Here is a 14,171-nt window from a genome sequence, read left to right on the forward strand (position 1 = left end):
CTATGGGCTACTTTGATTATTCCAGAGAGCCCAAAAGTGATATTGTCTTTGTCGATATGAAGTCCTTTTATGCCAGTGTTGAGTGTGTGGAAAGAGGACTCCATCCCCTTAAAACCTCCCTTTGTGTTATGAGTCGTGCGGATAATTCTATTGGTCTTATTCTCGCCTCCTCTCCTATGTTTAAAAAGGTCTTTGGGAAAGCAAATGTCGGTCGTGCCTATGACCTACCCTTTGATATCAAGACGCGTAAATTTTCCTACTACAATGCCAAGAAACAAGGCTTACGGACAGACCCAGACTATGTGAAATTTATCGAGGATTGGGCTCAAGTGACCGTGATTGTCCCTCCTCGGATGGATAAGTATATCGCAGTTAATATGGAAATCCAACGAATTTTTCAGAATTATGCCAGTCCAGATGATATTTATCCATACTCTATTGATGAAGGTTTTATCGATCTGACTAGTTCACTTAATTATTTTGTCCCAGACCAGCAGATTGCTCGCAAAGATAAGCTGGATATGCTTTCGGCTCGTATCCAGAGGGATATCTGGCGGCAGACAGGGATTTACTCGACGGTCGGCATGTCTAATGCCAATCCTCTGCTTGCTAAGTTGGCCTTGGATAATGAAGCCAAGCGCACACCGACTATGCGAGCCAATTGGTCTTACCAAGACGTTGAAGATAAGGTCTGGTTCATTCCAAAGATGACCGATTTTTGGGGGATTGGACATCGGATGGAGAAGCGCTTGAATAACCTGGGGATTTATTCGATTAAAGAATTAGCCAATAGCAATCCTGATGTCCTGAAGAAAGAACTTGGTCAAGCTGGACTTCGCTTATGGTTTCATGCCAATGGGATTGACGAGAGTAATGTTCATAAACCCTATAAGCCAAAATCTCATGGTCTAGGCAATTCGCAAATTTTACCGAGAGATTATGTCAAGCAGCGAGATATCGAAATTATACTCCGAGAGATGGCTGAGCAGGTGGCTATCAGGCTTCGAAGAGCTAGTAAAAAGGCGACAGTGGTATCTATTCATCTTGGTTTTTCTAAGCAGGAACAAAAACGCTCCATCCATACCCAGATGAAGATTGAGCCGACCAATAACACCAGTATTTTGGTCAGCTATGTATTGAAATTATTCCATAGTAAATACACTTCTGGTGCTGTTAGGAGTGTTGCCATCAGTTATTCAGGATTTATGGATGAATCCTTTGCTTTGATTTCCCTTTTTGATGATGTTGATAAGCTAGAAAAAGAAGAAAGGCTCCAGACGGCCATTGATTCTATTCGAGAGCAATTCGGATTTACTTCTCTTTTGAAGGCGACTGCCTTAGAGGATGCATCGAGAAGTATTGCCAGAAGTAAGCTGATCGGAGGGCATTCTGCTGGAGGATTAGATGGATTAAAATGATTGATCGTTCTTACTTACCTTTTCAATCCGCGAGGGACTACCAGGATCCAGGAATGCAGAAGTGGATGGGATTTTTCTTATCGGAGCATACGAGCTCGCTCAGTGAAGAAAAAAATCGTGTCGATTTGTCGACTGATTTGAATCCAGTTGAGAAGTTGTTGTTACTTTCCCAGCTCTACGTCGGACGACTAAAAGGCTCTTTTGTGGTCAAGGAGAAAAATCATAAAAGCACGATATTGGGTGAATTAAGAGAATTATCTCCTCAAGAAGTCTCTGTTAAAACGGATGAGGGCTATAGATTGATAAGGGTAGATGATATTCTCGCAATCCAATTATGTCAGGAGGAAGTTCATGACTAGAAAAGAGCTTTATGAAAACAAACTACAGATGGACTATTTCTCAGATGACTACATTCGTTTTGAAGAAGATTTCCAAAAATACTCTGCCATGAATGTACCCTTGACTTTCCTAATTGACGACATTCTACGAACCATGGCCATCAACCAAAAGAACTACTTTGTCTTGAACAAGGAAAATGCCAAGGATGGTAGGGAGCATCGATTTTATTTTAGGGTGAAGATGTCCGAAAATAAAGCCGTTAGAGGTTTTAAGTATACTTTTTGTATTTAGACAACGAAGAGGCTAGGATAAAAGTCTTTAAAATCAAAAAAACGCATATTAACAAGTGTTGAAAAAACTTGATAATATGCGTTTTATCATAGAAAGATCTATTTCATTTTCTGCTAAAATTAAGTTATTGTCCAGCCGTCGATTGATTATTGAAGATTAACTTTATTTTTCAAGATATAGTAGGTTCCGAGATAGAAGGCTGCGCTGAGGATTAGGTCTTTAAAGATTTCAGCGGACATCATCATGCTATAATTCAAGCTTGGACTAAACATGTCGACAAATCCAAGGACAATGTGGATAACAATATAAGCTAAGACAGCGAGGGCTGTACGGTATTCATTAAAGAGCTGTCCAATTGAAATAGACAAGTAGATGCAAAGGATGCCTGCTACAGTGCTTATGAAAAATGAAATCAAGGTTAACCAGAAATTCTCGATATAATGTACGAATAAGTAATCAAAAAAGTAGGAATCAACCATATTTGGGTCAATGGTTGCAAAGATAATGTAGATACTTAGGAAAAAAACTGCTGAACTGATTATAGACCAAATGAAGGCTCCCAAGAGTTTGGCTAAGATAATCTGGTGTTCAGATAAAGGTAAGGTTAGAGTGAGATAGCCTTGGCGATCGTAGACACTACCCTTGAAGCGACGGATGATTAAAATCAAGGTTGAAATACTCAAGGTAATAAGTAGTCCACCAAAAACCAGACCTAGAAACACTAACATAATCATTTGTTGATCGGGAGTATCGATGGATTTTAGGGAACTAGCTTGAGCCCCGATAAGGACAGAAAGGGCCAGTACAGCACCATAGAGGGCTAAATACCATTTGTTAACATTTTTAAATTCATAACGAACTAAATTCCAAAACATAATAATCTCCTTTATCTAAGCTTTGAATTCGTGGCGGAAGAGCTGGTCGATAGACTCTCCAGACTCATAGCGAATATCATCAACATTTCCTTGACGGACGACTTTTCCATCCTTTAGGAAGATAATCTCATCCAAGATTGGTTCAATATCTGAAATCAAGTGGGTTGAAATCAAGACAGTCGAAGTTGGAGAGTAGTTGTTGATGATGGTGTTCAAGATATAGTCACGAGCTGCTGGGTCTACACCCCCGATTGGCTCATCAAGCACGTATAGACGAGCATCACGACTCATGACAAGGATCAACTGAACCTTTTCTTTGTTCCCTTTTGAGAGTTTCTTGAAACGGCTATTTTCATCGATGCCAAGGTCACGAAGAAGACCTTGAGCACGTTCCAGATTAAAATCTTGGTAGAAGGTCTTGAAATAAGTGAGAGCTTCCTTGACCTTCATCTGCTCGTTGAGGTAGGTCGTATCAGGGAGATAAGAAACAATCGCTTTAGTTGCTGGGCTTGGTTCCATGTCGTTGATAAGGATACGCCCTTCCTCTGGCTGTAGCAAGCCGTTGATTAGTTTAATCAAGGTTGTTTTTCCAGAACCGTTTGGGCCAAGGAGGCCAACGATTTTTCCAGCTGGAATTTCAAGGGAAACATTTGTAAGAGCAGGACTTGCTCCATAGGATTTTGACACATTTTCAAATGCTAACAAGGTCATAGTTTAAACTCCTTCAATATAATCTCTCAAAACAGTCGGTAGTTCTTCTTTTTCATAGCCGAATTCTACCATGCCTGTTACAAACTGTTGCAGCTGTTCTTCTGACAGTTGCTTACGGGATTGGAGGATCAAGTCCAAATCCTCTGTGACAAAGCGTCCAGATGTTCGCTTGGTATAGACAAAGCCTTCTCTCTCCAAGTCCGATAGGGCGCGCTGGATGGTGTTGGGATTGACACCTGCCTCGCTAGCCAATTCTCTAACGGTTGGAAGCTGTTGATTGGGCTCGAGTTTATGGGAAATAATCTGCAATTTGATTTTCTCCATAATCTGCAAATAAATGGGTTTATTGTTATCAAATGTCCAAGACATCACGATCTCCTTTCTGTTTACCTTTGTGTTAATTCAATAATACAACAAAACAAAAAACTTGTCAAGCCAAAAGGAGAATTATTTTGGGAATCTCTTAAAAAATGGTATAATGAAAAGAAAACGACAAGGAGGGAAAGGCATGCGTTGTCCAAAATGTGGCGCTACAAAATCAAGTGTGATCGATAGTCGCCAGGCTGAAGAAGGAAATACAATCAGAAGAAGACGTGAGTGTGAAGAGTGCCAGCATCGTTTTACAACCTATGAACGTGTTGAAGAGAGAACACTAGTTGTAGTCAAAAAAGATGGTACACGGGAACAATTTTCAAGAGATAAAATCTTTAACGGGATTATTCGTTCAGCCCAGAAACGTCCAGTGTCCAGTGATGAAATTGGCATGGTGGTCAATCGCATTGAACAAAAACTCCGTAGTCGCAATGAAAATGAAATTCAGAGTGAGGTTATTGGCTCTTTGGTTATGGAAGAGTTGGCAGAGTTAGATGAGATTACTTATGTACGTTTTGCCAGCGTTTACCGTAGCTTTAAGGATGTGAGTGAGCTTGAAAGCCTACTCCAGCAGATTACACAATCCTCTAAAAAGAAAAAGGAAAAATAAATGAAGCCAAATGACCGTTTTTCTTTTGTAAAGAATAATCGGGTGTCGCAAGATACCTCATCAATGGTGCAGTGCTACCTCCCGATTATCGGTCAGGAGGCGCTGAGCCTCTATCTTTATGCTGTGACTTTTTGGGATGGTGGTCAAAAGGAACATCTCTTTGCAGCCATGCTCAATCATCTGAATTTTGGGATGGATACCCTTTTAAAGGCTTTTAAAACTCTGACAGCCATGAAATTGGTGACCCTCTATCAGCAGGGAGAGGCCTATAACTTGTTACTCCATTCTCCCTTATCAACTCAAGAATTTTTACAACATACAGTTTATCGGACTTTGTTAGAAAAAATGATTGGGGATAGTGCGGTTGCAGCCATGAGGCAGGAAGGTGTTGAAGGGGAACCGATTTCGGTGGCCTTGAGTCAAATCTTTCCTCAGTTATCTGAGTCTGCGAGTCAAGAAACCTCTAGCAGTCAGCCAGCAGCAGATGATTTTGATTTGGAGCATTTCCGTCAGCTCATGGCCCGTGATGGTCTTCGTTTTCAAGATGAGACTTCGGATGTTTTGGCCTTGTTTGCAATAGCAGACGAGCAGAAGTGGACCTGGTTTGAGACCTATCAAGTAGCCAAAGCGACAGCAGTGTCGCAAGTGATTTCTGTCAAACGCATCCGTGAAAAGATAGCGCAAAAGCCTGTTGCTTCTGACTTTAGTCCCAAGGAAGCAACTATTATTCGAGAGGCTAAGAGAAAGACAGCCTTGCAGTTCCTTGCTGAAATCAAGCAGACTCGCAAGGGAAGTATTACCCAGACTGAACGGGACCTGCTCCAGCAGATGGCAGCCTTGGGTTTGCTGGATGAAGTGATCAATGTTATCTTGCTCCTAACCTTTAATAAGGTTGATTCGGCCAATATCAATGAAAAATACGCCATGAAGGTGTCTAATGACTACGCCTATCAAAATATCCGTAGTGCAGAGGAAGCTGTCCTCCGTATTCGTGAACGTGGCCAAAAAGCAAAAACGCAAAAACAGAATCAGACTGCCCCAGCAAAAACCAATGTGCCTAAATGGAGCAATCCCGAATATAAGAATGAAACTAGCGAAGAAACTCGCTTAGAACTAGAACGTAAGAAAAAAGAAATGTTAGCTCGATTAGAAAAAGGAGGAGACTAGATGGAAAGTGTCGGAGACGTACTCAAGCGTCAACCAAGCCGATTTCAGTATCAGGATTTGGTCCAGCAAATTGTGAAAGACCCTGATGTTGCGGCCTTTATCCAGAAAGAATCTCTCAGTCGGGAGGAGTTGAACCGAAGTATTTCCAAGTTTAACCAATACATCACTGAGAGAGATAAGTTCCTCCGAGGAGATACAGACTATATCGCGCGTGGCTACAAGCCTATCCTAGTCATGAACCATGGCTATGCAGATGTCTCTTATGAAGAAACTCCAGAGCTAATCGCGGCAGAAAAAGAAGCGGCGATTAAAAACCGTCTCAAGCTAATCAATCTTCCAGCTAGTCTTAAAAAAGCTAGTCTAGCTCAAGTTGATTTAGATGATTTGGGGCGCTTGCCGGTTTTTGAAAAGCTCCTAGCCTTTGTGGAGCAATATCCAGCTATTCGAAAAGGTCTGTACTTATATGGGGACTTTGGTGTGGGTAAAAGTTTCATGGTGGCTGCTCTAGCCCATGATTTGTCAGAAAAACGTGGTGTTTCATCCACTCTCCTCCACTATCCTAGCTTTGTCATCGATGTCAAAAATGCCATCGGTGATGGCAATGTTAAGACCTTGGTAGACGAGATTAAGCTGGCTGAAGTCTTGATTTTAGATGATATTGGTGCCGAGCAATCAACAGCTTGGGTGCGTGACGAGATTCTGCAGGTCATTCTCCAATATCGCATGCAGGAAGATTTACCGACCTTTTTCACCTCCAACTTCAACTTTGAAGATTTGGAGAAGCATTTTGCTAAAGGGAAAAATGGAAATGACGAAACCTGGGAAGCTAGACGCGTCATGGAACGCATTCGTTATTTAGCAGAGGAAACAAGACTTGAAGGAGAAAACCGCCGATGACAGAAACAATCAAATTAATGAAGGCTCATACTTCAGTGCGTAGATTTAAGGAGCAAGAGATTCCCCAAGAAGATTTAAATACCATTTTGTCTGCAGGACAAATGGCTTCTTCTTGGAAAAATTTCCAATCCTATTCTGTGATTGTAGTTAGAAGTCAAGAAAAGAAGGATGCCTTATTTGAGCTAGTTCCTCAGGAAGCGATTCGCCAGTCTGCAGCCTTTCTCCTCTTTGTCGGTGACCTAAACCGTGCAGAAAAAGGGGCTCGTCTCCATACGGATGTTTTCCAACCTCAAGGGGTGGAAGGACTCCTCATCACTTCAGTAGATGCTGCGCTTGCTGGGCAAAATACCTTGCTTGCGGCAGAAAGCCTAGGCTATGGAGGAGTGATTATCGGTTTGGTGCGTTACAAGTCTGTTGAATTAGCAGAATTGTTCAAGCTTCCAGACTATACCTATCCAGTATTTGGGATTGCACTAGGTGTGCCAAATCAAAAGCATGATGTAAAACCAAGATTGCCACTTGAGAATGTTGTTTTTGAGGAAGAATACCAAGAGCAGTCGACTGAGGCAATCGAAGCCTATGACCGTGTACAGACTGAATATGCAGGTGCGCGTGCGACTACAACTTGGAGTCAACGTTTGGCAGAGCAATTCGGCAATCCAGAACCAAGCTCGACTCGAGAAAATCTTGAGCAGAAGAAGTTATTGTAGAAAGTGAGAAAACATGGCCTTACCAACTGTTGCCATTGTGGGACGTCCCAATGTTGGGAAATCAACCCTATTTAACCGTATCGCGGGAGAACGCATCTCAATCGTAGAAGATGTTGAAGGTGTAACGCGAGATCGTATCTATGCCACGGGTGAGTGGCTTAACCGTTCTTTTAGTATGATTGATACTGGGGGGATCGATGATGTCGATGCGCCTTTCATGGAACAAATCAAGCACCAGGCAGAAATTGCCATGGAAGAAGCAGATGTTATCGTCTTTGTCGTATCTGGTAAAGAAGGAATTACAGATGCGGACGAATACGTTGCCCGTAAACTTTATAAAACTCATAAACCAGTTATCCTAGCCGTTAACAAGGTTGACAATCCAGAGATGCGAAATGATATCTATGATTTCTATGCTCTAGGTTTGGGTGAACCACTACCGATTTCATCTGTGCACGGTATTGGGACAGGGGATGTGCTGGATGCTATTGTGGAGAATCTCCCACATGAAGTTGAAGAAGAAAATCCAGATGTTATTAAATTCAGCTTGATTGGACGTCCAAATGTCGGAAAATCTAGCTTGATCAATGCCATTTTGGGAGAAGATCGCGTCATTGCCAGCCCTGTAGCTGGTACCACTCGTGACGCCATTGATACCCATTTTACAGATGCTGACGGTCAAGAGTTTACCATGATTGATACTGCTGGTATGCGTAAATCTGGTAAAGTCTATGAAAATACTGAGAAATACTCTGTCATGCGTGCTATGCGTGCCATTGACCGTTCAGATGTAGTCTTGATGGTGCTCAATGCCGAGGAAGGTATTCGTGAGTATGACAAGCGTATCGCAGGTTTTGCCCACGAAGCTGGTAAAGGGATGATTATCGTGGTCAATAAGTGGGATACGCTTGAAAAAGACAACCATACCATGAAAAACTGGGAGGAAGATATCCGTGAGCAGTTCCAATACCTGCCTTACGCACCGATTATCTTTGTTTCAGCTTTGACCAAGCAACGTCTCCACAAGTTACCTGAGATGATTAAGCAAATCAGCGAGAGTCAAAATACCCGTATTCCATCAGCTGTCTTGAATGATGTGATTATGGATGCTATTGCTATCAACCCAACACCGACAGATAAAGGGAAACGCCTCAAGATTTTCTATGCGACTCAAGTGGCAACCAAACCACCAACCTTTGTTATCTTTGTTAACGAAGAAGAACTCATGCACTTCTCTTACTTGCGTTTCTTGGAAAATCAAATCCGCAAGGCCTTTGTCTTTGAAGGAACACCGATTCATCTGATCGCAAGAAAACGGAAGTAGTGGATGAAAAAAACGATAGAACATCAAGACTTGTTCTACCGATTATCTACCCCATCAAATCATTTGCAAAAGATGTGAACAGGATTTGGTTTGTAGTATATTATTGAAATAGAAAAAGGATGGAATGATTTTCCATCCTTTTTTATAGCGGAATAAATCAATATTCCTAGGGGGACAATATTTAATCTCAATGAAAATCAAAGAGCAAACTAGGAAGCGAGCCGCAGGCTGTACTTGAGTACGGCAAGACGAAGCTGACGTGGTTTGAATTTGATTTTCGAAGAGTATTAATCTTTCTTACCTTTTAGTAAGAAGGTAGCCGATAAGGCTAGGCTGAGACTTGCCATAAAGAAGAGAGGGCTAGCTTGTTCACCTGTGGCTGGGAGTTGTTTGTCATTCGTAGAGACCTGATCATTGGCTTCATTACTTTCAACCAATGGTTTTGTGGTTTCTAGGTTTCTTTCTTCCGTTTGAGCTGGGACAGGTTTAACAGTTGAGCCTTCTGTCTTGTAAACAATAGCGTAGGTGCTCACGTCAAAAGTAATAAACTCAATCATACCATCTCGAAGGGTGAATTCTTGTGGTTTTAAATCATTTGTTGAAGTTAATTGATAGAGTTCTTGAACATCACCTGAAATTGGTAGTCGAACGAGTACAGCACCTTTTGGTTGAACTGGCTGTCCATCTTTATCCTTGACTTGAAGAGTGTAAGCATCGTATTTCTTGCCCAAGAGTTCTTTGTTTTCAACTTTTTGACTATCGAGGAAGATTGCGCCTCCTAGTTCAGTTGTTCCACTAATAACTTGAACTCTTGTAGTCTTGTCTTTCAATACTTTGAGTTTAAACTCAGGAACTGTGTTACTTGGCGCGGCTTGACCACTACCTGTCCCGATAGGGCCAGTGTATTCAGGTCTTTCCACAGTAGGTGCTGTCTGGTCCCCAACTGTTCCGACAGGGCCAGTGTATTCAGGTTTTTCTACAGTAGGCGCTTCCTGATCCCCAACTGTTCCGATAGGACCAGTGTATTCAGGTCTTTCCACAGTAGGTGCTTCCTGGTCTCCAGCAGTTCCGATAGGACCAGTGTATTCAGGAATTTCCACAGTAGGTGCTTCTTGATCCCCAGCAGTTCCGATAGGACCAGTGTATTCAGGTCTTTCCACAGTAGGTGCCTCCTGCTCACCAGCAGTACCAATAGGAACTGTGTACTCAGGAATGGTTACTACTGGAGCAGGCTCATCCCCTTTACTTGTTTGGATTTTTTCTTCCACTGGACTAGTTTCATCCTTAGGAAATACTGTTACAACAGAGCTGCTTATTGTTTTTCCTTGGATAGCATAAGCTTCTATCGGATTGCCAGCTTTACGATCTGTAGTTTCAGGAATGTCTAGTTGGACCTTGTTATCCTTAATGGTTAGAACAGTTTGTTCACCTGATGTGACAAGATGGTCATCATCGACTTTTCTGAGTAGAAGTGGATCCTTGATACCAGGGAAGGTCACAGCGATTCCATCCCAATTACCAGTTGGTAGGGTTAAAGTAACAGTCTTATCTTTGGACTTAATAGGGTCAAGGCTTGGATTATCGAGAGACACAGATGGTGCCTTTAAGATATCAAAGGAATCAAGAGAAATTTTCTTTCGACCTTCTGGAGAATCTGGATCTACTTTCAAAGTTAGGACGTGATCACCATCAGCTAGATTGGTGAATTCGCCAATCAAAGCTCCTTTTTCAGTCGCTCCTGGAGTGTAGAAGTCAAGGGCTGGCATCTCTTTTCCATCCAGTGTGACAAGTGCCTTGCCTAGTGATGCCGTTTTTAATCCATAGATTCGGATGCCTGTTCCAGAGAATGGGATGGTTGCAGTGGCTTCAGAAGCAAGGCTATCATCAGCGTTGATGTCAGCGTATTTTTCTGTAGAAGCATAGAGTTCTGCATCGCTCCAATCCTTAAACATGGAACCATACTGGATACGAGGGTCACGGTCGTCAATCTTCTCAACAGTTGCTCCTTGGCCTGGGAAGACTTTGAAGTAATCGAGAGAAATTTTTGCACGCTCGTTTGTACGTCCTTTGTGCTCGCGCTTAACAGTGATGGTCATGAGGTGAGAACCTGAAGAAAGATTTGTGTAACGTCCTATTAATACACCTTTTTCAGTTGCTCCTGCTGTATAGAAGTCAAGTTCTCCAACAGATTTACCATCGATTTTAACGTCAGCAAGTCCCAATTGAGATGACTTGAGTCCGTAAATTTCAATACCTGGTCCATTGAATGGAATAGTTGCAGTCGCATCCTTATCGGAATAATTCCCATTTGAGATATCGGCGTATTTCTCTGTTCCACCAAAGAGTTCTGAGTCAGCCCAGTTTCCATAAGCAGAGCCGTACTGGATGCGTTTGTCACGGTCATCCATCAACTCACTGAAGGCATCGATGGAGGCAACGTCTGAAACTGGTGTTGTACGATCCCCTAGCATAGCCTTAACGCTATAAGTATAGGCATGACTAGAATCAATCGAGCGATCGATAAAGTGAGTTTGGTTGGTGATGAACTCACGAACGCTAGGAGTTTGGCTGTTTTCATCCTTGCTTTCTCGTCGGATGACATAATGAGTTGCTCCCTCAACTGTGTTAAAGTCGAGTTCAGCTGTGACGGAATCTTTTCGAAGGGCTGATAAGCGAGTCACTCGTCCAGGGAAGTTTTCAAATGTAATGACATCACCTTTTTGAGTCGCAAGTTGGATACGGTTATCTTTGAGGCGACTAGCTTGAATTTCCTTGCCATTAATCTTGATAATACTAGATTCGATATTTGGATAGTCTACGACTAAGTCTCCACCAACATTAGAAAGGAAAGATAGTGTTTCAAGATTTTTCTCTTTCCATTTCATGCTGACTTCAAAGTTACCACGAGCGACTAAGCCTGAGACTTGACCGTCTTTCCAAGCATCTGGAAGGGCTGGTAATGGGGCAATGTAGCCTGTGTGAGACTGAAGGAGCATTTCTGCCATACCGCTGGTTGCGCCAAAGTTACCATCGATTTGGAAAGGCGCGTGCGTATCCCAGAGATTTTCTAGGGTTGAAGATTTGAGCTGTTCAGCCAACAAACGGTGGGCACGATTTCCATCTAGAAGACGAGCCCAGAGGTTGATCTTATTGGCTTTAGACCAACCAGTTCCACCATCTCCACGGTGGTTTAGGGTTGCGCGTGCAGCTTCTAGATATTCAGGTTGATCCTTGCCAAATAGAGTACCTGGGAAGAGTCCAACCAGATGAGAAACGTGGCGGTGATGGTTTTCGATGCCTTCGTTGGTGAATTGCGGGCTGTCTTCCTCGTACCATTCCTTGATACGGCCGTCTTGGTTGATATGAAGTGGTTTGAGCTTGTCAAATTTAGCCTTCACTTCTGTCACCAAATCTTGGTCGACCTTCAGATGATTGGCTGCTTCCATATAGTCGTGGAATAACTGCCAAACTAGAGATTGGTCAAAGGTATTCCCAATCGTGATAGTTCCATGTTCTGGCGAGTAAGATGGAGAAGAAACCCAACGGTCACTAGCCTTGTCGTAGTGCAAGAAGGAATTCCAGAACTTGGCTGTTTCCTTGAGCATTGGATAAATCTTTTCTTTTAGATAAGTTTCATCCTTGGTGAATTTGTAGTAGTCATAGACGTTTTGCATCATCCAAGCATTGGCAGCAGGAGACCAACCCCAATAATAGTTCCAGCCAGGAGTAGTCCAGCCAAATGGAGTCGCCTGAGTATGAACCAACCAACCGTTTTCTTGACCTTCTTTGGATTCGATACCTGCATATTCTTTAGCAGCGATACGGCCATAGTAACGCATGTCATCAATATAATTAATCATTGGCTTAGCCGTTTCTGCGAGATTACTCATGTAGGCAGGCCAGTAGTTCATTTGTAGGTTGACATTGAGGTGGTAGTCTGAGTTCCAAGGTGGATTATCTACAGCATTCCAGACCCCTTGCAAGTTGGCAGGGAGGGCATCTGTCCGGTTACGAGAAGAACTGATCAGTAGGTAACGTCCGTATTGGAAGAAGAGTTCTTCTAGCTTTTGACCTTTTGTTGGATTATAGGTTTGGAGAGCTTCTTTTGTAGTTTGATTAGACTTGCTACCGCCGAGGTTTAGTTGAACACGATTGAAAAGGCTTTGGTAATCCTTGATGTGGTCATTTTTCAGAGCCTCATAGTTTTTGGCTTTGGCAGCTTCTACGATAGATTTGACAGTTTTTTCTACATCAATATCCTTGCGGTAATTAGTTTTCGGATTTTGAGCAAAATTAGTCTTGGCGCTGAGTAGCAGTGTTGCATAACTTGCTCCTGTAACAGTCAAATAACCATCTTGAGCAGTAACTTGTCCATCTGTCTTGATACCAAGATAAGAGGCAAATTTAAGACCGTTGTCTTTGACAGTTCCCTTGAGCAAAATACCATTAGAATCAACGCTAACAGTCCCTTGTTTGTATTTAGAATTCTCCCAAGAATAATCTCCATTAGCAAGTAAATCTTCTGTCAAGCTATTCCAAAGTGTAAAATCAAGCGTCTTATCTCCCTTTTTGGTCAAATGGGTAACAGTGACGTCATCTGGATAACTAGAGAAGGTTTCTCGTTTGAAACTTGTCCCATCTTGGGTATAAGAGGTAGTTGTGATAGCTTCAGAAATATCTAAGCCACGATGATAGTCAGTAACATTTTCCAAGCCCTTCTTTTGGTTATTAAAGACCATGAAGATATCACCGAAGGCTAGGTAGCGACCGTATTGGGCATTGTTTGGTCCAACCAAATTTCTCTCTGCTAGTTGTTTGGCTTTTTGACGGTCACCGTCTTCTAAGGCCTTACGGATTTCTGCTAAGACTTTGTAGCGATCTTTGTAGTTTCCCCCGTTGTAGTCTTGACTATCTGGCTGTGGGCCTCCAGACCAAAGGGTTTTTTCATTGTACTGGATTCTTTCTTCACCGATGAGTCCGAAAACCTTGGCACCCATTTCCCCATTTCCGACTGGGAGGGCTTGTTTTTCCCATCCATCATAGGAAGGAGCAGTTGGTTGGTTGTAATGTAATTCGTAATGTTCTTGCTTGTTCACAGGAAGTTCTGGCTTCTCGCTCTCCTTATTGTCAGCAGGGGCGGTAGTAGCACTTGTCTCTGACTGACTACTAGTTTGAGGTAGTTCTGCCTCAGGGTTTGTTTGCTTTTCAGCTGATTCAGCTACAGGCTGAGTCTCTGTGTTAGAAGCAACAACTTCCTCTACCTTCGTATCCGGTTTAGCAGAGGTTTCAGTAATTGTTGCCTCACTTTCCGTAATCTCGACACCATCAGCAGCAACACCCTGTGCTGCTAAAAAAACAGCACCAAGTAAAACAGAGGCAGCTCCGACACTTAGTTTGCGGATGCTATACTTACAGGATTTTTCCCAATATCTCTTATCCACAAAATTCTCCTTTCTT

The 14,171-nt window shown here is 42.5% G+C and carries 12 protein-coding genes; 8 read left to right on the forward strand and 4 right to left on the reverse strand.

What is annotated here, in order from left to right; translation table 11 throughout:
- The first annotated feature begins 2 nt into the window (after positions 1-2).
- From PCY08_RS04350 to PCY08_RS04360, 3 genes are read left to right on the forward strand one after another with little or no spacing between them, the layout of a single operon-like run.
- Positions 3-1,418 (forward strand): Y-family DNA polymerase, encoded by a 1,416-nt coding sequence (locus tag PCY08_RS04350; RefSeq protein ID WP_301559534.1) that lies wholly within the window; start codon positions 3-5, stop codon positions 1,416-1,418.
- The gene (locus tag PCY08_RS04355) at positions 1,415-1,777 is read left to right on the forward strand and encodes a hypothetical protein (RefSeq protein WP_301559535.1); all 363 of its coding nucleotides are present in this window, start codon (positions 1,415-1,417) and stop codon (positions 1,775-1,777) included. Before PCY08_RS04350 ends, PCY08_RS04355 begins: the two co-directional genes overlap by 4 nt.
- Positions 1,770-2,048 carry a DUF5960 family protein gene (locus PCY08_RS04360; protein ID WP_223140154.1) on the forward strand — a complete coding sequence of 93 codons (279 nt, stop codon included), beginning with the start codon at positions 1,770-1,772 and terminating at the stop codon, positions 2,046-2,048. The genes PCY08_RS04355 and PCY08_RS04360 overlap by 8 nt, the downstream gene beginning before the upstream one ends.
- Positions 2,049-2,194: 146 nt before the next feature.
- Here the strand turns inward: PCY08_RS04360 and PCY08_RS04365 are convergent, their stop codons facing one another.
- The 3 genes from PCY08_RS04365 to PCY08_RS04375 are packed head-to-tail and all read right to left on the reverse strand — an operon-like array spanning position 2,195 to position 4,003.
- A complete protein-coding gene (locus PCY08_RS04365) occupies positions 2,195-2,923 on the reverse strand; it encodes a hypothetical protein (protein WP_301559536.1) in 729 nt (242 codons plus the stop codon).
- 15 nt (positions 2,924-2,938) lie between these two features.
- A complete protein-coding gene (locus PCY08_RS04370) occupies positions 2,939-3,634 on the reverse strand; it encodes an ABC transporter ATP-binding protein (RefSeq protein WP_301559537.1) in 696 nt (231 codons plus the stop codon).
- Between the two features lie 3 nt (positions 3,635-3,637).
- Positions 3,638-4,003, reverse strand: a complete 366-nt coding sequence (locus PCY08_RS04375) for a GntR family transcriptional regulator (protein ID WP_000119157.1) — start codon at positions 4,001-4,003, stop codon at positions 3,638-3,640.
- 139 nt (positions 4,004-4,142) lie between these two features.
- Between PCY08_RS04375 and nrdR the strand changes: the two genes are divergently transcribed.
- Genes nrdR through der form a run of 5 tightly spaced genes read left to right on the forward strand, consistent with a single transcriptional unit; the run spans position 4,143 to position 8,714 of the window.
- A complete protein-coding gene (nrdR, locus tag PCY08_RS04380; RefSeq protein WP_001203674.1) occupies positions 4,143-4,616 on the forward strand; it encodes a transcriptional regulator NrdR in 474 nt (157 codons plus the stop codon).
- Positions 4,617-5,783 carry a DnaD domain protein gene (locus PCY08_RS04385; protein ID WP_301559538.1) on the forward strand — a complete coding sequence of 389 codons (1,167 nt, stop codon included), beginning with the start codon at positions 4,617-4,619 and terminating at the stop codon, positions 5,781-5,783. It abuts the gene before it with no gap.
- Entirely contained in the window at positions 5,784-6,680 is an 897-nt protein-coding gene (gene dnaI, locus PCY08_RS04390; protein ID WP_301559539.1) for a primosomal protein DnaI, read from the forward strand.
- On the forward strand, positions 6,677-7,390 hold the full coding sequence (locus PCY08_RS04395; RefSeq protein ID WP_049527729.1) for an NADPH-dependent oxidoreductase: 714 nt from the start codon (positions 6,677-6,679) through the stop codon (positions 7,388-7,390). The genes dnaI and PCY08_RS04395 overlap by 4 nt, the downstream gene beginning before the upstream one ends.
- Before the next feature lie 13 nt (positions 7,391-7,403).
- The gene (der, locus tag PCY08_RS04400; RefSeq protein WP_045762664.1) at positions 7,404-8,714 is read left to right on the forward strand and encodes a ribosome biogenesis GTPase Der; all 1,311 of its coding nucleotides are present in this window, start codon (positions 7,404-7,406) and stop codon (positions 8,712-8,714) included.
- Between the two features lie 287 nt (positions 8,715-9,001).
- On the opposite strand, the gene PCY08_RS04405 is transcribed toward der, so the two are convergent.
- Positions 9,002-14,155, reverse strand: a complete 5,154-nt coding sequence (locus PCY08_RS04405; RefSeq protein ID WP_301559540.1) for an SIALI-17 repeat-containing surface protein — start codon at positions 14,153-14,155, stop codon at positions 9,002-9,004.
- Positions 14,156-14,171: the final 16 nt, after the last annotated feature.

The sequence above is a fragment of the Streptococcus sp. SO4 genome (assembly GCF_030440055.1).
In the GTDB taxonomy this organism is placed as follows: domain Bacteria; phylum Bacillota; class Bacilli; order Lactobacillales; family Streptococcaceae; genus Streptococcus; species Streptococcus nidrosiense.

Coding starts and splice junctions, on each gene's coding strand:
- PCY08_RS04350 (WP_301559534.1), top strand. CDS start 3: ATGGGCTACTTTGATTATTCCAGAGAGCCCAAAAGTGATATTGTCTTT.
- PCY08_RS04355 (WP_301559535.1), top strand. CDS start 1,415: ATGATTGATCGTTCTTACTTACCTTTTCAATCCGCGAGGGACTACCAG.
- PCY08_RS04360 (WP_223140154.1), top strand. CDS start 1,770: ATGACTAGAAAAGAGCTTTATGAAAACAAACTACAGATGGACTATTTC.
- PCY08_RS04365 (WP_301559536.1), bottom strand. CDS start 2,923: ATGTTTTGGAATTTAGTTCGTTATGAATTTAAAAATGTTAACAAATGG.
- PCY08_RS04370 (WP_301559537.1), bottom strand. CDS start 3,634: ATGACCTTGTTAGCATTTGAAAATGTGTCAAAATCCTATGGAGCAAGT.
- PCY08_RS04375 (WP_000119157.1), bottom strand. CDS start 4,003: ATGTCTTGGACATTTGATAACAATAAACCCATTTATTTGCAGATTATG.
- nrdR (WP_001203674.1), top strand. CDS start 4,143: ATGCGTTGTCCAAAATGTGGCGCTACAAAATCAAGTGTGATCGATAGT.
- PCY08_RS04385 (WP_301559538.1), top strand. CDS start 4,617: ATGAAGCCAAATGACCGTTTTTCTTTTGTAAAGAATAATCGGGTGTCG.
- dnaI (WP_301559539.1), top strand. CDS start 5,784: ATGGAAAGTGTCGGAGACGTACTCAAGCGTCAACCAAGCCGATTTCAG.
- PCY08_RS04395 (WP_049527729.1), top strand. CDS start 6,677: ATGACAGAAACAATCAAATTAATGAAGGCTCATACTTCAGTGCGTAGA.
- der (WP_045762664.1), top strand. CDS start 7,404: ATGGCCTTACCAACTGTTGCCATTGTGGGACGTCCCAATGTTGGGAAA.